Below are 20,070 nucleotides of genomic sequence, written 5' to 3' on the forward strand. Positions count from 1 at the left end.
AATGATAGTCGATAAATTTCCAGATCGCGTTATTGAAATTAAACAAGAACACTATTTGTATTTTGGCGGAACTGCCTATTTGGGACTTCCGACCAATGCAGCATTTCAGAATTTAGTTGTTCAGAATATTTTAAAATGGGGAACAACTTATGGAAGCTCCAGAACTGCTAATATTCAGTTATCGGCTTATGATGCGGGCGAAAAGTTTTTAGCTTCTCATATTGGCTCAGAAAGCACCATTACGGTTTCTTCAGGGATGCTTGCTGGAAAACTGGTTTTAGAAAAACTAAAAAAAGAGACTAATACATTTTTTCATTTAAATGAAATTCATTCAGCAATTCAAATTGAAAACAGTCTTCCGATTTTTGTAAATAAAGAACTGAATGAGCGTTTATTAGATTCCACATCAGAAAAAATTACTATTTTAACCGATGGCGTTCCTTCTTTTGAAACAAAGCCTGTTGATTTATCATTTTTAGAAAAGATTTCAAAAAACAAATCAATAACATTGGTTATAGATGAATCTCATTCTTTGGGAATTACAGAAAAAAATGGTTCTGGAATTTATGCCACGATTAACTTTCCTATTAAAAGAAAAATAATGGTTTCATCCTTAGGAAAAGCTTTCGGATTAACAGGCGGCGTAATTGCTTCAGATGCAGAATTTATTAAAGAAATCAAAGAAATCGAAACTTTCACAAGTGCAGCAGGAATGAATCCTGCTTTTGCGCAAACACTTTCTGACGCCAAAGAAATTTATAAAATACAGCATCAAAAACTGAAAGATAATTTGAGTTATATTGATTCGATTCTAATTCAAAATAACAATGTCAAATTTGATAAAAATTATCCTTTGATTTATCTTTTATCGAATGAATTAGTAGAAAAATTAAAGTCCGAAAAAATAATTATTGCAAGTTTTAAATACACCAAAGATGCCGAACCGCTAAATCGAATTGTAATTACGGTAAATCATCTTAAAGAAGATTTAGACAAACTTGTGAACGTTTTAAATGATTTTAATTCTCGTTTTTAATCATTTTAAAAAACTACCTTTGCAAAAAGTAAATAATGAGTTTTAATTTCAAGTCAAGATTATAAAAAACTTGAAACTTTAAACCTGAAACAAAAAATTATGACAAATAACGATATACTTAAAAAACTTCGCGTGGCTTTAATGCTCCGTGATGACCAAATAGTTGAAATTTTAGAATTAGTAGATTTTAGAATTTCGAAATCAGAATTAGGCGCTTTTTTCAGAGCAGAAGATCATCCGAATTATATGGAATGCGGCGATCAGGTTTTGAGAAACTTCTTAAACGGATTGGTAATTCATTTAAGAGGAACGAAAGAAAATCCAAAGAATCCAAACGAGGTTTTAGCAAAACATAAAGCAGAAATTCCAAAGAAAGAAACTTCTAAAGAAAGACCAGAATTTAAAGCTACGCCAAAAGATTCTGAAAAATACAGAGGTGATAAAAGTCCGTCAAAATCAGGTTCAACTGCTGGAAAACCTAAAAAGAAATCTTTTCCAAAAGGAAATGGAAAACCGGTTGTTGTAGAAAAAGTAGTATTCAAAAACGGCAATAAGAAAAAATCATAATTGAGGATTTAACCGCAAAGTTCGCAAGTTTTTTTACTTAAAAGACTAAATACAAACGCAAAGTTCGCAAAGCTATATAGATAAAGCTTTGCGAACTTTGCGTTTGTATTCACAATACTTGGTCAAAAATCCTTGCGCCCTTTGCGGTAAAAAAAATCTATATCTTATTCTCCTCTATTTTATCAAAAAAAGCGTCTTTAAAAGTAGCTCCAATTGGCAGTTCTTTTCCATTGATAAATACCGAAAAATTATCTGTCGATTCAACGTGCTTTAAAGAAACAACATACGATTTATGAATCTGTATAAACTCATTTTCCGGTAACGATTCAATTACGTTTTTTAAAGAAGAATGCGTAATAATCTGCTGCTTTTCAGTATGAATACAAACATAATTCTGAAGACTTTCTACATACAAAACGTCTCTCAAAAACACTTTCTGAAATTTATTCTTTCCATCCGTTTTAATGAAAAGAAAATCAGGAAGATTGTTCTGATTTGATATTTCAATTTTAGGTTCTGAATTCAGTTTTGAAACCGCTTGATAAAAACGTTCAAAAGAAATAGGTTTTAATAAATAATCCACTGCATTCAACTCAAAACCTTCTAAGGCAAAGTCTGGATAAGCCGTTGTAAAAATGACTTTTATGTTTTTCGAAATAATCTTAGAAAGCTGTAATCCTGTCAATTGAGGCATCTGAATATCCAAAAAAATTACATCAGCAGATTGTGTATTCAAAAATTCCAATGCTTTTAAAGAATCATTAAAAACACCTACTTTCTCCAGAAAATTCACTTTCCCGATATAGTTTTCTAATATTCGAGTTGCAGGCGGTTCATCATCTACAATAATGCATTTAAAAGCCATAGGTTATTTTTTTAGCGGTATTTTCAAGTAGGTTTTAAAGGTATTATTTTCTTCTGTTTTTCCAAGTACAAATTGGTCTTTATACATATATTCTAATCTTTTTGTCAAGTTATCAAAACCAATTCCTGTTGATGAATAATTTTCTCCTTCGATAAAATAATTGAAAGTTGAGATTTCTAGAAAATTGTCTTTTATTCGAATTGAAATAACAGCTTTTTCTTCTTCATTATTAAATTTTCCATGTTTGAAAACATTTTCAACAAAATGAACTAAAGCCGAAGAAATGAGTTTTTCGTTTGAATAATTTCCTTCAATAGTAAAATCTAAAAACAGCTGATCTTCAAATCTTTTCTTTTGCAAATGAATATAGTTTTGAATAAACTGAATTTCTTTTGAAAGTATCGCTTCATCTTTATCTGTTTCTGTAATAACATATCGAAGCAAATCTGAAAGCACTAAAATATCATCAGCCATTTCATCTTCTTTCAAAACCAACTGACTGTAAAATGAATTCAGCGTATTAAACAAAAAATGCGGACTAATCTGTGCTTTTAGCATTTGAAATTCGGCTTTTTTATTCTCCAAAAGCAGTTCCTGATTTTGTTTCTGAGAGTATTGTGACTGCCAGAACAAATAACTCAAAGCACTCAAAATTACAGCTGGTAATCCAAAGAAAAAATTGTCTTTTATGTAATATGTTATTTCTCTTGCTTCGTCAAAATAATTATGTTGTCCGGTAATTTGAAACATAATCACTTCTTGAAAAAGGTAACGAACAGCAGCAAAAATTAATAGAGAAACCGGAATACTTAAAAAGTAAAAAAGGATTTTCTTTTTATTTAGAAACCAATCGCAAACCGTATAAAAATTCAATATATAAACCACAAAAATAGAAAGCATAAAAGTAGATGTAACCCATAAATAAAGTTGTGTTTGCTGTACTATTGCAATTCGGCTATTTATTCCGTAATCCCAAAGGAAGTAGGTTAAAAACAACCCGAGGAAAAGAATAATGTGGTAATAAAAAGGTATTTTGAGTTTCATACAAATCAGTTATTAGATCAAAAATACGATTAAGACTTTAAAAGAAAATGGTATTTGTATGAAACATCCGTTTTTAATGATAAACAGCTAAAAACTTTACACGAACATTTTGAAAGTAAAATTTTGATAGTTGATCAAATGGAATTCTGTATTCATCAAAAATGAAAATAAAGCTTCAAATCTGCTGATACATTTGCAATGAATTTAAAAACAAAATCATCATGCAAAAAATCATTTTATTACTAGCAATTATTACATTAAACTTAACTTCTGCTCAAACTAAGAAAAAACAAATTCTATTAATTGGGACTTTTCATTACGCAAATCCAGGCCATGATATTGCCAAAATAAAAACTTTTGACGTAATGTCCGTGAAAAGCCAAAAAGAACTCGAAATAATGAGTGACAAAATCAAGAAATTTGGTCCAGATAAAATATTTGTAGAATGGAAATTTAGTAAACAAGCCGAGTTAGATCAATTTTACAATAAAAACACAGACAGTTTATTTAAAAATAGCGCAAACGAAATTACACAGCTGGCACTTCGCACAGCAAAAAAACTAAAGCATAAAAAATTATACGGAATTGATTATAGTACCCGCTTTCCTTACGATAGCTTAATGATGTCAATGGAAAAAGCTAATCAGAAGGATTTAATGAAAAAAAATACGGAGTCAACAGAAAGGTTTGTCAAAGATAATAACGAAAGAATGGCTAAAAGTTCTTTAACAGATCTTATGCTTTACTACAATGAAAAAGCTTCTAATGAAGATAACATTCAATGGTATTTAGAAGTAGCAAACAGAACTGGAAATCCAGATGACTTTACTGGTGCTTCTTTAGTTTCAAATTGGTATAAAAGGAACTTATACATGTATTCTTTGGTTCAAAAATTAACCGAAAGCACCGATAATAAAATTATGGTTTTACTTGGAGCTGGCCACGCTGCAATGCTAAGAGAATTTCTGGCACATGATCCAGAATTTGAAATTGTGGAATTGGCGACTGTTTTGAAATAAACTTTATGATTTAACCGCAAAGCGCGCAAAGTTCGCAAAGCTATATCCGAATAGCTTTGCGAACTTTGCGGTTAAAAAAAAACTTAGCGTGCTTTGCGGTTAAATTGACTGCAAAAAAAATCCCTTCAAAACATGAAGGGATTTTCTATATAAATTGATTTCTTATTTAATTAAGAAAGAGCAGCTTTTACTTGGTCAGCAGCTTCTTGGAATTGAACTGCAGATAAGATTGGCATACCAGAGTTGTCAATTAATTCTTTTGCAATTTCAGCATTTGTTCCTTGCAAACGAACGATAATTGGCACATTGATAGCGTCTCCCATGTTTTTGTAAGCATCAACAACACCTTGAGCAACACGGTCACAACGAACGATACCTCCGAAGATGTTAATTAAGATAGCTTTTACGTTTGGATCTTTCAAGATAATTCTGAAAGCTGTTTCAACACGTTTTGCATCAGCAGTTCCTCCTACGTCAAGGAAGTTAGCAGGCTCAAAACCAGCATATTTAATTAAGTCCATAGTCGCCATTGCAAGACCAGCTCCGTTTACCATACATCCTACAGTACCGTCAAGGTCAACATAGTTAAGACCAACTTCTTTAGCTTCAACTTCGATTGGATTCTCCTCACGGATATCTCTCATTTCAGCATATTTAGCTTGTCTGTATAAAGCGTTATCGTCGATATTAACTTTAGCATCAACAGCTAAGATTTTGTTATCAGATGTTTTTAAAACTGGGTTGATTTCAAACATAGAAGCATCAGAACCAATGTAAGCATTGTAAAGTGCGTCGATGAATTTAACCATTTCTTTGAAAGCATTTCCAGAAAGACCTAAATTGAAAGCAATTCTTCTAGCTTGGAAACCTTGTAATCCTACAGAAGGATCAATTTCTTCAGTAAAGATTAAGTGTGGAGTGTGCTCAGCAACTTCTTCGATATCCATTCCACCTTCAGTAGAATACATAATCATGTTGCGTCCTGTACCTCTATTCAATAAAACAGAAACATAAAATTCAGAAGTTTCACTTTCTCCAGGATAGTAAACATCTTCAGCAACTAATACTTTGTTAACTTTTTTACCTTCAGGCGGAGTCTGAGGAGTAATTAACTGCATTCCGATGATTTGTTCTGCTAACTCTTCAACTTGTTGTAAGTTTTTTGCCAGCTTAACTCCACCACCTTTTCCACGACCACCTGCGTGAATTTGTGCTTTAATTACATGCCATCCTGTTCCCGTTTCGGCAGTTAATTGTTTTGCAGCGGCCACAGCTTCAACTGCATTATTAGCCACAATTCCGCGTTGTACGCGTACTCCGTAACTCGCTAAAATTTCTTTTCCTTGATATTCGTGTATGTTCATAATATAGAATTTGTCTGGTTCTGAATTTATTTCAGAATAAAAGTGCGACAAAAGTAACAAAATACAACTTAAAAGTAAAATCTTTTTTAAATTAATAACTGCTCTTTAGTTGATAATTCCTCTATTTAAATTGAAAGAAAAAAAATCATTAACCAATTGTATCTAAAAAGTTAACACAAAATCGCTAAAACGTTTGAGATTTAACAAAAACTTCACTGATATCAATACCTTAGCGACGATTTTTCTTAATATATTTTAAACGCAATTATGATTTTAATAATTCGCAATGCTTTAATCAAGAATATTATCATTTAAGAACCCTTTTTCTAATATTACAATAAAAATGTAAGCGAATGTATAATTTCAATACATTATGTTTAACGAAATCTTTATTTTTGTAGAAAAAATATCAAGAATGAAAGTTAAAGAACAAGGGCTTTATTTGCCTGAATTTGAACACGACAATTGTGGTGCGGGATTTATTTGTAATTTGAATGGTATTAAGTCAAATGATATTATTCACAAAGCATTAGACATCTTAATTAAATTGGAACATCGTGGTGCCGTTAGTTCTGATGGAAGAACGGGAGATGGTGCCGGAATTTTATTCGACATCCCTCATGATTTTTTTAAGAAAGTTTGTGACTTTGAAATCCCAGAAGCTCGCGAGTATGCAGTAGGAATGGTTTTTTTACCAAAAAGCAAAAACCAGGTTTCTTTTTGTATCAATGCATTTGAAGCAACTATTAAAGATCAGAATTTAAAGATCTTAGGTTGGAGAGATGTGCCTGTTGAAGTTGAAAATTTAGGTGAAATCGCCGCAGAAAAAGAACCAACAATTAAACAAGTTTTCGTTTCTAAAAACGGACAAGATTTAACTGAACAAGAATTTAATGCAAAACTTTTTGCAGCTAGAAAAATTGCTGAACATGCCGTAAGAGGATCTAAAACCTCAGAAAGCCACATGTTTTATTTTACTAGTTTATCGACAACTACTATAATATATAAAGGTCTATTGATGCCGGAAGACATCAGCCGTTATTATATAGATTTGAAAGATCCAGACTTGGTGACGCGTTTAGCGCTTGTACACCAGCGTTTCTCGACAAATACATTCCCATCTTGGGACTTAGCTCAACCGTTTAGATACATGTGTCATAATGGTGAGATCAATACACTTCGTGGAAACGTAAGCCGTATGCGTGCTCGTGAAGAGCTTATGCAAAGTGCTGTTTTTGGCGATGATATCAAAAAATTATTCCCAATTATCCTAGAAGGAAAATCAGATTCTGCTTCTATGGATATGGTGGTTGAACTTTTATTAATGACTGGCCGTTCTCTTCCTGAGGCAATGATGATGGTAGTTCCTGAAGCTTGGGAAAAACACCAAACTATGTCTCCAGAGAAAAGAGCTTTCTATGAGTACAACGCTTGTATCATGGAACCTTGGGATGGTCCTGCTTCTATTCCATTTACAGATGGAAACGTAATTGGAGCTTTACTAGACAGAAACGGATTGCGTCCTTCTCGTTATACTTTAACACATAGCGGATTCGTAATCATGTCATCTGAAATTGGTGTATTAGACATCGATCCAGAAGATGTAATTCAGCACGGACGTTTAGAGCCAGGAAAAATGTTCTTAGTTGATATGAATGAAGGTCGTATCATCGAAGACGAAGAAGTTAAAAAAGCAATCGTTACAAAACGTCCATACAAACAATGGGTTGACGAAAACTTATTGCCATTAGCGAGCGTTCCTTACACAAACAACCCTACTCCTGTTGAAAAATTAGATTTCTTAACAAGACAGCGTTTGTTTGGATATACAATCGAAGATTTAAAAACGATCATCAACCCAATGGGTAGCGACGGAGCTGAAGCGATTAGTTCTATGGGTAATGATACGCCTTTGGCAGTTCTTTCAGATCAGCCTCAGTTGTTGTATAATTACTTCAAACAATTGTTTGCTCAGGTTACAAACCCGCCTTTGGATGGTATTCGTGAAGAAATCATTACCGATATCAGTTTAGCGATTGGTGGAGATTTCAATATTTTCGAAATTGAATCTAAACAATGTAAAAAACTTAAAATCCAGAATCCGGTTATTTCTAATGAGGATTTGGATAAAATCAGAAATATCGATCACGCAGATTTCAAATCGGCTACTATTTCTACTTTATACAAAATAGAAAAAGGAGTTAACGGTTTAGAGCGTGCTCTTGAAAAATGTGTTCAAGCTACTTTTAAAGCAGTTGAAGAAGGATGCAATATCATCATTTTATCAGATAGAGGTGTAAGTGAAGAATTAGCTCCAATCCCAATGTTATTGGCTTGTTCTTACATTCACCACTCTTTGAACATTTTACAAGTTCGTTCTAAATTCGGAATCATCATCGAATCTGCAGAACCACGCGAACCACATCATTTTGCTTTATTGTTCGGATACGGAGCAAGTGCAATTAACCCTTATATGGTAAACGAAATCATTCACGATCAGGTTGAAAAAGGTTTCATTACAAAGGTAAAAGCGGATTATGCAGTTGTAAACTACAACAAAGCAATCGCAAAAGGAATCGTAAAAATCATGAACAAAATTGGTATCTCTACTTTACATTCGTATAGAGCTGCTCAGATTTTCGAGATTTTAGGTTTAAACAAAACATTTACATCTAAATACTTCCCTTACACTCCATCAAGAATTGAAGGAATCGGTTTAATGGAAGTTGAAAAAGAGGTTAAAAAACGTTTCCAAAAAGCTTTCCCAAATTCAAAAATTGCAAACTTGCTTTCTCTTGAAATTGGAGGTATTTACAGATGGAGACGTGGTGGTGAAAAACACATGTTTAACCCAACAACTATTTCTAAATTACAACAGGCAGTTCGTTTAAACAGCCCTGAAAGCTATAAAGAATATGCAAATGCTGTAAATGAGCAAAGCTCAAACTTAATGACGATTAGAGGTTTATTTGAATTCAACAATTTGGATCCAATTTCTATTGACGAAGTAGAACCTTGGACAGAAATTGTGAAGAAATTCAAAACCGGAGCAATGTCTTATGGTTCTATCAGCCAGGAAGCGCACGAGAACTTAGCGATTGCAATGAACAGAATTGGTGGAAAAAGTAACTCTGGAGAAGGTGGAGAAGATCCAAGACGTTTCCAGAAAGAAATTAACGGAGATTCTAGAAACTCTGCAATCAAACAAGTAGCTTCAGGACGTTTTGGAGTTTCGATCAACTATTTGACAAACGCCAGAGAAATCCAAATCAAAATGGCTCAGGGAGCAAAACCTGGAGAAGGTGGTCAGTTACCTGGAGAAAAAGTAGTGCCTTGGATTGCTGAAACTAGAAACTCTACGCCTTATGTAGGTTTGATTTCGCCTCCTCCTCACCACGATATCTACTCTATTGAAGATTTATCTCAGTTGATTTACGATTTGAAAAACGCAAACCGTGAAGCTCGTATCAACGTGAAATTGGTTTCTGAAGTTGGAGTTGGAACCATCGCTGCCGGTGTTGCTAAAGCCAAAGCTGACGTTATCCTGATTTCAGGTTATGACGGAGGAACGGGAGCTGCACCATTAACATCTTTACAGCACACAGGTATTCCATGGGAACTTGGTCTAGCAGAAGCACAGCAAACACTTATCTTAAACGACTTAAGAAGCCGTGTAGTTTTAGAATGTGACGGACAGTTGAAAACAGGACGTGACGTTGCTATCGCTGCTTTATTAGGTGCAGAAGAATTCGGATTTGCAACAGCTCCGCTTGTAGCTTCTGGATGTATCATGATGAGAGCTTGTCACTTAAATACTTGCCCAGTTGGTATTGCAACGCAGGATCCAGAATTGAGAAAGAATTTCAAAGGAACTCCAGAGCACGTAATCAACTTCATGTATTTCATTGCTGAAGAGTTAAGAGAAATCATGGCGCAATTAGGTTTCAGAACTTTAAAAGAAATGGTTGGCCAGTCTCAAAAATTAAACGTAGACAAAGCTATCAAACATTATAAAGCAAACGGATTAGACTTATCGACTATTCTATACAAACCGGAAAAAGCTAAAACAGTTCCAAATCACAATACAACAACTCAAGATCACGCTCTTGAAAACGTATTGGATTTTGACATCATTAAAGAAGCAATTCCATCTATCTATAGAAAAGAGAAAACGAGAGTTACCTTCAAAATCAAAAATACAGACCGTTCTGTAGGAGCGATTTTGAGTAACGAAATCTCAAAAATTTATGGCGCACAAGGATTACCAGATGACACTATTTTAGTTGATTTTGAAGGTTCTGCCGGACAAAGTTTTGGTGCATTCGCAACAAACGGATTGTCATTTAAAATTCACGGAAACTGTAATGATTATTTAGGAAAAGGTCTTTCTGGAGGAAAACTAATTGTAAAAGTACCTCCTACTGCAACTTTCAAACCTGAAGACAACATCATTATCGGAAACGTTGCCCTTTACGGAGCTATTACCGGAGAGGCTTATATTAATGGTATCGCAGGAGAGCGTTTCTGTGTGAGAAACTCTGGAGCAACAGCTGTTGTAGAAGGAATTGGAGATCACGGTTGCGAGTACATGACTGGTGGTACAGTAGTAGTTTTAGGAAAAACAGGAAGAAACTTCGCGGCTGGTATGAGCGGTGGTGTGGCTTATGTTTACGATCCAAACAAGAAATTCGATTCTACAGTTTGCAACATGGAAATGGTTGCATTCGATCCAATGGAAGAAGAAGATCTTACGAAACTAAGAAAACTGATCAAAAACCATTCGTTGTACACAAGCAGTCCATTAGCAAAAAGAATTTTAGCAGACTGGGAAAATCAAACACAGCACTTCGTAAAAGTAATGCCAACTGATTACAAAAAAGCATTAAAACGAATTGCAGAAGAAAAACAAATAGAAGAATTAATAGCTTAATTAAGGTTCTGAGATACAAAGGTGCAGAGGTGCTAAGTTTTTTAACTCACCTCTCACATTTTACAACTCACAACTAAATTTATTAAAATGTCATGGGTAAAATAGGCGGATTTAAAGAATATAATAGAGCCGATGAAAGTAATTTAGCAGTAGCAGAACGTGTTTCAAACTACAACGAATTTACTATTCCGGTACCAAAAGATAAATTAAAAGAACAAGGATCAAGATGTATGGACTGTGGAATTCCTTTTTGCCACAGTGGATGCCCGTTAGGAAATTTAATTCCTGACTTCAACGACATGGTACATCAGGAAGAATGGCAGAGTGCGTTAGAGATTTTACAATCTACTAACAACTTCCCTGAATTTACAGGTCGTTTATGCCCTGCTCCATGTGAGAAATCATGTGTATTAGGAATCATCAAAGATCCAGTTTCTATCGAAAACATTGAGAAAAGCATCGTAGAAAGAGGTTTTGCTGAAGGATGGATTAAACCACAGCCACCAAAATCAAGAACAGGAAAAACGGTTGCTGTAATTGGTTCAGGACCTGCAGGTCTTGCAGCTGCTCAGCAATTAAACAGAGCGGGTCACACAGTTACTGTTTTTGAAAGAGACAATGCAATTGGAGGTTTATTACGTTACGGAATTCCAAATTTCAAATTAGAAAAAGGAATCATCGACCGTCGTGTAGCTATTCTAGAAGCAGAAGGAATCACTTTCAAAACCAATGTAAATGTTGGTGTAAACTTCAGCGTTGAAGAATTAAACCAATTCGATTCTATCGTTTTATGCGGAGGAGCAACTGAAAGAAGAAGCCTTCCAACTAAAGGAATTGAAAGCAAAGGAGTTGTTCAAGCAATGGATTTCTTAACACAGCAAACTAAAGTTTTATACGGAGAATCAATTCCTGATCAAGTTAAAGCTACTGGTAAAGATGTAATCGTTATTGGTGGTGGAGATACAGGTTCTGACTGTATTGGAACTTCTAACAGACACGGAGCTAAATCGGTAACTAACTTTGAAATTTTACCAAAACCTCCAGTTGGAAGAAGCGAATCAACTCCATGGCCTTTCTGGCCGTTACAGTTGAAAACATCTTCTTCTCACGAAGAAGGTTGTGACAGAAACTGGTTAATCAATACTAAAGAATTCATTTCTAACGAAAAAGGTGAATTAACAGGATTGAAAACGGTTGAAGTGCAATGGAAAATGACTCCAGGTCAAAGACCAGAACTAATCGAAAAAGAAGGTTCTGAAAAAATCTGGCCTTGCGATTTAGCTTTATTAGCTCTTGGATTTACAGGTCCAGAGAAAACATTAAGCGAACAGTTAGGCATCGAAACTGATATAAGAAGCAACTATAAAGCGCACAACTATCAGACAAACGTTCCTCACATTTTCACAGCTGGTGATATGAGAAGAGGACAATCATTAATTGTATGGGCTATTTCAGAAGGTCGCGAAGCAGCAAGAGAAGTAGATTTATTCCTAATGGGATCTACCAACTTGCCTACTAAAGGAAAAGGAGATTTACCGAGCTTATAGTTTTAAGCTTCTAAGATACTGAGATGCTAAGGTTCTAAGTTTTTTTCTTAGCATTTTATTTAATCTTTATTCCGATAACAACATAACTACTAACAAACCCTTGAATTGATATTCAGGGGTTTTGTTTTTGCTATAATTTTTTTTAGCCACGAATTCACGAATTACTCTAATTTATATATGATGTTTAAAACTATTCTTTCCTTTAAATTTCACGAATTTCTATTTTTTTTAATTTCTCTTAATTCGTGAAATTCATGACAAAACAATTTCAACAGCATTTTTAGAATTAGTCAAATTCGTGAATTCGTGGCGGAAAAATTTTCTCATTTTAAAGCATTCACAATTGACATTTTAATAAACATAGTTCCCGCTTTCGGCTATATCTCTCCGTTCCACTGCGAGGATACCACCTCAATCGGGGCTAAATTCAAACATTTGGCTTCTTTTAAAAATTAAAATAAAAATCCATTTGATCTGTGACTCGAGCGATAGCGAACAGGCAAAGCAAATCTGTGGCAAAAAATTCTAAACCGTATTTATAAATTAATATAATTTGTGAAATTCGTGTCAAAAAAACTTAATACCTTAACATCTTAGAACCTTAATTCCTTCAAAAAGGTTATAAAAATCCGAAACAAGCAACTTTTTGTTTAAAATAAAACAATTTGTTATAATTTGTTATTTTTCTGCAAATTATTTGCTGATACACAAAAGAGTAATAACTTTGCTCAAAATAATTTGAAAAATGCAAGCAAAAGATTTACTGCAGTTAGCAGACCAATTTGGAAGTCCATTGTATGTTTACGATGCTGAAAAAATCCAATCTCAGTATAACAGATTAACTAAAGCTTTCTCTAAGGTAGAAAACTTAAGAGTTAATTATGCCATGAAGGCATTGTCTAACATTGCAATTCTTCAGTTATTAAAGAACATGGGGTCTGGCTTGGATACTGTATCAATTCAGGAAGTTCAGTTAGGACTTCATGCTGGCTATGAGCCTGAGAAAATTTTCTTTACACCAAACGGAGTTTCTTTAGAAGAAATTGAAGAAGTTGCTGCAATGGGTGTACAAATCAATATCGACAATTTATCTATTCTGGAGCAATTCGGAACAAAACATCCTCATATTCCAGTATGTATTCGTATCAATCCACACGTAATGGCGGGCGGAAACGCTAATATTTCTGTTGGACATATCGATAGTAAATTCGGAATTTCTGTACACCAGATTCCTCATATCTTACGTATTGTTGAGAACACAAAAATGAGCATTGTTGGAATTCACATGCACACAGGATCTGATATTTTAGATATCGAAGTATTCTTGTATGCTGCTGAAATCTTGTTTGATACCGCAAAACATTTCAAAGATTTACAATTCTTAGATTTCGGAAGCGGATTCAAAGTGCCTTACAAAAAAGACGATATCGAAACAGACATCGAAGAATTAGGTAAAAAATTATCAAAAAGATTCAACGCTTTCTGTGCTGAATATGGCAGAGATTTGACACTTATTTTCGAGCCAGGAAAATTCTTGGTGAGCGAAGCAGGTCATTTCTTAGTAAAAGTAAACGTAGTAAAACAAACAACATCAACAGTTTTCGCCGGAATCGACAGTGGTTTCAACCACTTAATCCGTCCAATGTTCTACGGATCTTCACACCATATTGACAACATCTCAAATCCAAAAGGAAAAGAGCGTTTTTACTCTGTTGTAGGATACATTTGCGAAACCGATACTTTTGCAAACAATCGCAGAATTCCAGAAATTACTGAAGGAGACATTTTATCTTTCAGAAATGCAGGAGCATATTGTTTCTCAATGTCTTCAAACTATAACTCAAGATACAAACCAGCCGAAGTTTTATGGATGAACGGCCAAGGAATCTTGATTCGTCAAGCCGAAACATTTGAAGATTTACTTAAAAATCAAATTCCGTTGCCAGAAGAAGTTGCTGCAACTGTTTAAAAATAAAAAAAAAGAGAATATCTAGTTAATCCCGTTTCTTAATTGAGGCGGGATTTTTTTGTTGTAGATTTTAGAGTTACAAACGCCTGTCAGGCTGAGCTAAATCGAAGTATTATTCTCATTTTTGTCATTTCGACGAAGGAGAAATCTTTGCAAGTAACTCCGCAAAGTATATAAAATTCAAATATAAAAGAAAGAAAAATCCTAAAACAAATTATATCTTTAGCCAAAAAAATGCATCAACAAGAAGGCTATCACACCTATTACATATACATACTAACGAACAAATACAAAACAGTTTTCTACACAGGAGTTACTAATAATTTAAAAATCCGTTTGAGCCAGCATATAGAAAATAGCATTATTGGAAACAAAACTTTTACCTCAAAATACAACGCTACTTACTTACTGTATTACGAAAAATTCACATGAATTCAAGAAGCAATTGCTCGTGAGAAAGAAATAAAAGATTGGCGCAGAGATAAGAAAATAGAATTGATAAAAACTATTAATCGTGATCTTGATTTTTTAAATTATTTATTTGAATAATCTATCCTTAATGTTTCCAATCTTTGTAGAGTTACTTGCGAAGATTTCTCCTTCGTCGAAATGACAAGATTGTGGATAATCAAGAACAAATATTATATTTGAAATAAAGAAGTAAATTGCAATATTTTTAAACTATGAATTCCTTTGAGATTATTTATGATTTTGCATCCAGCGACGGATTCAAAAGATTTCAAATACTACTTGTACCAATTGGTATTTTCTTATGTGCAAGGTTCTTTTTATTCTTAATCGAAAATGATAAAGATGAAGATTTATTTAAAAATCCCGAACATCAACTATTAAAAGTCAATATAGCCCAATATGCTTCAATATTTATTTTTATACTTTTCTTAATATTGTTTGGCAGTAAATATTACAAAACATACAAATTATACAATAATTATCTATTTGAAACCGAGGGATTTGTATCTAATTTTCATCCAATGCCATCGAGTGGTCACGATACTGAAAGATTTACTGTTAATGGAGTAAAATTCAAATTTTCAGATTTTGACATTTCAAATTTTGGATATAACAATGCAAAATCAAAGGGTGGAGCGATAGATACAAATAAATATGTTAGAATAAGTTACATTAAAGTAAACAACTCAAATCAGATTTTAAAATTAGAAGTGAGAAAATGAGAAACAGCTTTCTAATAACATTTCCAATCTTTGTAGAGCTACTTGCGAAGATTTCTCCTTCGTCGAAATGACAAAATTACGTATAGTTATTATTTGAAACCCAAACTTTAGAATATTGAAGCACTTTGTAAACTAAAAACCCAAAAATGACCCCAGAAAAAATAGCCACAAAACCAAATCTTAAAAAAAGAACTCTTGCCGGATTAATTGACTATTCATTAATGTTTGGAGCAGCACTCGTTATGTTCCTATACTTTGGAGAAAAAACCGAAAATGGCTATGAATTAAAGGGATTTCCAGCATTATTTAATTTGTTAATATGGTTTGGTTACATGGTTGGATTTGAAGTAAAATTTGGAGCAACACTGGGAAATCAGATCTTTGATTTACAAGTTATTTCTATAAAAGACAGCAAAACTACAAGTTTGACTTTAGGGCAATCTTTTGTTAGACATTTGTTTGATATTTTTGATTTGTGGTTTTTTGGACTTCTAGGAATAGTGCTAATAAAAAACACCAAATACAACCAAAGACTTGGAGATTTATGTGCAAATACAATAGTGGTTGACACAAAAGATAGTGAACAGTTTTATAAGCGATTTGCTTAACCAAACTCAAATAAAAATATTATTTTTAGCCTACCAAATCAATTCCCAAATCCATGAAACCTACAATTCTACTTTCAACACTATTTCTACTTCTAACAACAAATTCATTCAGCCAAACTATTGCCGATTTAAAACTAAAACCAAAAGAAATCCCGAAAGGTGGTTATATGGTAAGCGACGGTAATATTTGCATAACGCCACAAGCTTGTAGTTTTTATAATGATATTGAAACTTACAGTAACATTGTTGGAACTGTAAAAAGTAAAGCCATTCAGAGTTTTAAAAGCAAAGCAGATCGCGGTTCTATTATGTATTTTGAATTTGATCACGTTTTTAAAGGCGATCTCTTTCTGCAAGGTTTACTGTGGGGAAAAGACGGCCAGCCAACAGCTGAACATCCAGAAGAATATATCGCAAAAGGAAAATTTCTGGTTATTTGGAGTTTACAGCCAGATAGTCCGTTAAGAGAAAAATCAGAAACTAAAGTCGAAGCAATTTTAGAATAAAAAAATCCCGTTTCTTATTGAAACGGGATTTTTTTATTTATTTTCTTAAAAAGTATTCTCTAATAATGGTTATACATTTTTTCGTAAAAACTTGAACAATAAGTACAATAGATAAAGTAAAAAGAAACCAAAGCCAAGAATTACTATCTGCCAAATAAATAATCCAATCTGAAAATCATTAATTAATTTTTCCATAATTTTATCTTTTTAATGGTTTATTTTCCTGATATACAAATAAACAAAAAAGTCTTACAATTTTAAAAGTAAAAAATATAAAAAATGAAACCACAAGTTCGAATTCTGTTTTATTCCATTCTATTCTTTTTATACCTAACTCTAACTCAATTTATACTATCATTGGGAGGAGTCTTAAAAACAGATCCTTACATCACTTTAGGCTGTGGTTTTGCAGTTTTAAATCTTATTTATGCTTTTTTTGGCTTAAAATGGAAACCGCTTCTTAATGTAATCTGCGCTATCGGAATCGCTGCTTTGGCTTTATTTCTTGCTTTGCAATTTACTAATTTGCATTTGGTTATAGATTATGATCCGTATCAGGTTAAAACTGCCATTTTTGCTAATGCTGTTTTCTCAATTATTTTTTGGGAAATTGTGTATCAGGTGAAGATTAGGAAGTCATAAAAAATCAATCTCAATTGCCTTCAGCTTTAGCTGGAGGTAAATAAAATTCTTTCAAATAGGGCTTTAGCCAAACTTATAAGGTTTTGGCTAAAGCCTTATTCTTTTTCTTGACATTCCTCCAGCTAAAGCTGAAGGCAAATCATTTCAAAACTATTTCTTAAAAACTTAGTTTATTTCATTAGCAAAAACATTTGAAAATAATTTACTAGATTTACCTTTAAGTATTTAAAAATCAAACCCATGAAACGACAGCCATCAATAGACATTGTTCGGGGAATTGTAATGATTATTATGGCGCTGGACCATGTTCGAGATTTGATGCACATTGATTCAATCACACAAAGTCCAACAGATTTGGCAACTACTTCTCCTTTGTTATTTTTCACACGCTGGATTACGCATTTGTGCGCACCAATTTTTGTTTTTCTGGCAGGAACTTCGGTTTATCTTTCGCTTCAAAACAAAAACAATATCGCCGAAAAAAGAGCTCTTTTAATTAAAAGAGGATTTTGGTTAATTTTCTTAGAATTTACAATCGTCAATTTCGGATTATTCTTTGATATTGGTTTTCACACACTTTTATTAGAAGTGATAGCCACAATAGGTTTCGGATTTATCGTTTTAGGATTATTACTAAAAATCAGTTCCAAAACGCTAGGAATTATTGGTTTAGCAATTATTGCTTTCCACAACCTTTTGCCAATTATTCCGTTTGCAGAAAATTCAATTATAAAAGCCCTTTTAGCACCATTTTTTAGCCCAATTGTTATTCCCTTTTCTGGAAGAGCATTTATTATGGGTTATCCTCCAATTCCTTGGTTAGGCATAATGTTAGTTGGTTTTGCAACTGGAAAATTCTTTGCATTAGAAACAGAAAAAAGAAAAAAACTATTTATCAAAATCGGCTTAAATACTTTAGTTTTATTTATCATCATTCGCTTCGTCAATATTTACGGAGATCCAGCATTATGGACCTCTCAGAAAGATTCTGTTTTTACGTTTTTGTCTTTTATGAATGTTACTAAATATCCGCCTTCTCTCCTATTCTGCTTGGCTACTTTAGGAATTATGTTTCTGCTTCTTGCTTTTGCGGAACAAATACAAAATGGCATCAAAAAAGTAACTTTGGTTTATGGAAAAGTTCCTTTGTTTTACTTCGTCGTTCATTTTTATATTATTCATATTCTAACTTTAATTATGCTTTTGGCACAAGGTTTCAATTGGTCGCAATTTGAATTTGCTTCGGGAACTTTTGGAAGACCAAAAAACTTAGAAAGCGGTCTACCTCTTTGGGCAATTTATTTGATTTGGATTTCTGTTGTGACGATTCTTTACAAACCTTGTCAATGGTTTGGAAAATATAAAGCTGAAAATCAACATTGGTGGCTAAAATACATCTAGGATTATCATAAATCGCTAGAAAGCTACATTACACTATGTTCTAGAACAAAATAAAAACAATGATTTTCGTACGTATTTTTTTATATTAGCACTTTGAATTTTATCTAAGCCGAACATGAAAATTAGATTTTTACTTCTAAATTATTTTGAATATGAAAAGTACTGTAGAAATTGCAAATCGTTTTAGAGAAGTCATTTTAAACGGAACTTGGATTGCGAATACCAATTTTAAAGATCAGCTGGAAAATCTAGATTGGAAAATTGCCGTTAGTCCGATTCAGAATTTAAATACGATTGCTGCTCTGGCTCAACATATTCATTATTACATTAAAGGAATAAATCAGGTTCTTAAAGGCGGAACTTTAGACATAAAAGACAAATTTAGTTTTGATTTCCCCCCTATTGAATCACAAGAACAATGGGAAACTTTTTTAAATAAATTTTGGAACGATACCGAGGAATTTGCTTCGTTAGTAGAACAAATGTGTGACGAAAAACTTGACGAAGGTTTTGTTGACATTAAATACGGAACATACAGAAGAAATATCGAAGCCATGATCGAACATAGTTATTATCATTTAGGACAAATCGTATTGATTAAAAAACAATTAATAAACTAAAAACCAAACCATAACAGAATAATGAAAACAAAATTTTTAATCCTAATAGCCATTTTTTGTTTAGTGAGCTGTAAAGATTCTAATAAAATTGAAAGAGAAAATGAACCTACAATCTACAATGTAGGAAGTGAAGATGAAGCAATGAATGCAGCAATTCTAAAGGCAAATGAAACTCTAGATGATTTCAATAAGGGACTAGCTAATTTTAATGCTGACAGTCACGCTTTAAAAGTTAAGTTTTCAAATGGAAAAGATATTGAGCACATGTGGGTTGGCGACATTAAATATATAGATGGCCAATATTCAGGAATTTTAAACAACGATCCAGAATATATTACCGAATATAAAGCGGGAGATAAAATAAATATTGATTCTGGTAAAATTAGCGACTGGATGTATTTGGTTAACGGAAAATTATTTGGAGGCTACACGATTAGAGTTATTCGAGACAAAATGAGCGACGAAGAAAGACAGCAATTTGATGAAGAAAGCGGTATGCTGATAGACTAATTTTTACTTAATACTAAATTCAGTTTTACAACTATTTCATTATGTCTTTTTAAATTAATAAAATGAAAATGTCGTTGAAAATGGGAAAATTAGGAAAAGTAAATTTTATAAAGCCATTTACTTCTTGCTTAATGTTCTTATGAAAACAAAACATTCTATTCTAGCCCCGATAGAGCCGATATCCTCGCATCCCGATGGCTATCGGGAGGAGAGATAAAGGCGAAAGCGGGACAGAACGTTCTTTAAAAA

General features: G+C 33.2%; 16 protein-coding genes and 1 pseudogene. 14 read left to right on the plus strand and 3 right to left on the minus strand.

The genetic code is table 11. From position 1 onward, the window contains the following. The first annotated feature begins 1 nt into the window (after position 1). Complete coding sequence (locus tag OD917_RS20665; RefSeq protein WP_263525285.1) at positions 2 to 1,036, plus strand: aminotransferase class I/II-fold pyridoxal phosphate-dependent enzyme; 1,035 nt, start codon at positions 2 to 4, stop codon at positions 1,034 to 1,036. A 99-nt stretch (positions 1,037 to 1,135) separates the two neighbouring features. Then, positions 1,136 to 1,603, plus strand: a complete 468-nt coding sequence (locus OD917_RS20670; protein ID WP_263525286.1) for a DUF1456 family protein — start codon at positions 1,136 to 1,138, stop codon at positions 1,601 to 1,603. A gap of 157 nt (positions 1,604 to 1,760) precedes the next feature. Here OD917_RS20670 and OD917_RS20675 read toward each other — a convergent pair whose 3' ends face one another. Both OD917_RS20675 and OD917_RS20680 read right to left on the minus strand, forming a co-directional pair. Further along, positions 1,761 to 2,468: a LytR/AlgR family response regulator transcription factor gene (locus tag OD917_RS20675; protein WP_263525287.1), complete on the minus strand. Its 708-nt coding sequence runs from the start codon at positions 2,466 to 2,468 to the stop codon at positions 1,761 to 1,763. Positions 2,469 to 2,471: 3 nt separating this feature from the next. Then, the gene (locus OD917_RS20680; protein WP_263525288.1) at positions 2,472 to 3,512 is read right to left on the minus strand and encodes a sensor histidine kinase; all 1,041 of its coding nucleotides are present in this window, start codon (positions 3,510 to 3,512) and stop codon (positions 2,472 to 2,474) included. A 221-nt stretch (positions 3,513 to 3,733) separates the two neighbouring features. Between OD917_RS20680 and OD917_RS20685 the strand changes: the two genes are divergently transcribed. After that, positions 3,734 to 4,531, plus strand: a complete 798-nt coding sequence (locus OD917_RS20685) for a DUF5694 domain-containing protein (RefSeq protein WP_263525289.1) — start codon at positions 3,734 to 3,736, stop codon at positions 4,529 to 4,531. Between the two features lie 170 nt (positions 4,532 to 4,701). Here the strand turns inward: OD917_RS20685 and sucC are convergent, their stop codons facing one another. Beyond that, entirely contained in the window at positions 4,702 to 5,895 is a 1,194-nt protein-coding gene (gene sucC, locus OD917_RS20690; RefSeq protein WP_111377869.1) for an ADP-forming succinate--CoA ligase subunit beta, read from the minus strand. Positions 5,896 to 6,310: 415 nt separating this feature from the next. On the opposite strand from sucC, the gene gltB reads away from it, so the two are divergent. The 11 genes and pseudogenes from gltB to OD917_RS20745 all read left to right on the plus strand — a co-directional run bounded on the left by gltB (position 6,311) and on the right by OD917_RS20745 (position 19,821). Beyond that, positions 6,311 to 10,825 carry a glutamate synthase large subunit gene (gene gltB, locus OD917_RS20695; RefSeq protein WP_263525290.1) on the plus strand — a complete coding sequence of 1,505 codons (4,515 nt, stop codon included), beginning with the start codon at positions 6,311 to 6,313 and terminating at the stop codon, positions 10,823 to 10,825. Between the two features lie 92 nt (positions 10,826 to 10,917). Then, positions 10,918 to 12,372 (plus strand): glutamate synthase subunit beta, encoded by a 1,455-nt coding sequence (locus OD917_RS20700; protein WP_263525291.1) that lies wholly within the window; start codon positions 10,918 to 10,920, stop codon positions 12,370 to 12,372. Between the two features lie 745 nt (positions 12,373 to 13,117). Further along, positions 13,118 to 14,341: a diaminopimelate decarboxylase gene (gene lysA, locus OD917_RS20705; protein ID WP_263525292.1), complete on the plus strand. Its 1,224-nt coding sequence runs from the start codon at positions 13,118 to 13,120 to the stop codon at positions 14,339 to 14,341. A 234-nt stretch (positions 14,342 to 14,575) separates the two neighbouring features. Continuing rightward, a pseudogene (locus tag OD917_RS20710) lies at positions 14,576 to 14,890 on the plus strand (GIY-YIG nuclease family protein). A gap of 134 nt (positions 14,891 to 15,024) precedes the next feature. Next, positions 15,025 to 15,534 carry a hypothetical protein gene (locus tag OD917_RS20715; protein WP_263525293.1) on the plus strand — a complete coding sequence of 170 codons (510 nt, stop codon included), beginning with the start codon at positions 15,025 to 15,027 and terminating at the stop codon, positions 15,532 to 15,534. 146 nt (positions 15,535 to 15,680) lie between these two features. Further along, positions 15,681 to 16,142, plus strand: coding sequence for an RDD family protein (locus OD917_RS20720; protein WP_263525294.1), 462 nt, complete (start codon positions 15,681 to 15,683; stop codon positions 16,140 to 16,142). Between the two features lie 53 nt (positions 16,143 to 16,195). Further along, complete coding sequence (locus OD917_RS20725; RefSeq protein ID WP_263525295.1) at positions 16,196 to 16,648, plus strand: hypothetical protein; 453 nt, start codon at positions 16,196 to 16,198, stop codon at positions 16,646 to 16,648. A gap of 279 nt (positions 16,649 to 16,927) precedes the next feature. Continuing rightward, positions 16,928 to 17,290, plus strand: a complete 363-nt coding sequence (locus tag OD917_RS20730) for a hypothetical protein (protein WP_263525296.1) — start codon at positions 16,928 to 16,930, stop codon at positions 17,288 to 17,290. Positions 17,291 to 17,530: 240 nt separating this feature from the next. Next, positions 17,531 to 18,691, plus strand: coding sequence for a DUF1624 domain-containing protein (locus tag OD917_RS20735; protein WP_263525297.1), 1,161 nt, complete (start codon positions 17,531 to 17,533; stop codon positions 18,689 to 18,691). 152 nt (positions 18,692 to 18,843) lie between these two features. Further along, positions 18,844 to 19,311: a DUF1572 domain-containing protein gene (locus OD917_RS20740; protein ID WP_263525298.1), complete on the plus strand. Its 468-nt coding sequence runs from the start codon at positions 18,844 to 18,846 to the stop codon at positions 19,309 to 19,311. Between the two features lie 21 nt (positions 19,312 to 19,332). Beyond that, positions 19,333 to 19,821: a YegJ family protein gene (locus tag OD917_RS20745; protein WP_263525299.1), complete on the plus strand. Its 489-nt coding sequence runs from the start codon at positions 19,333 to 19,335 to the stop codon at positions 19,819 to 19,821. Positions 19,822 to 20,070: the final 249 nt, after the last annotated feature.

It is taken from the genome of Flavobacterium sp. SH_e (genome assembly GCF_025717045.1).
Classification (GTDB): domain Bacteria; phylum Bacteroidota; class Bacteroidia; order Flavobacteriales; family Flavobacteriaceae; genus Flavobacterium.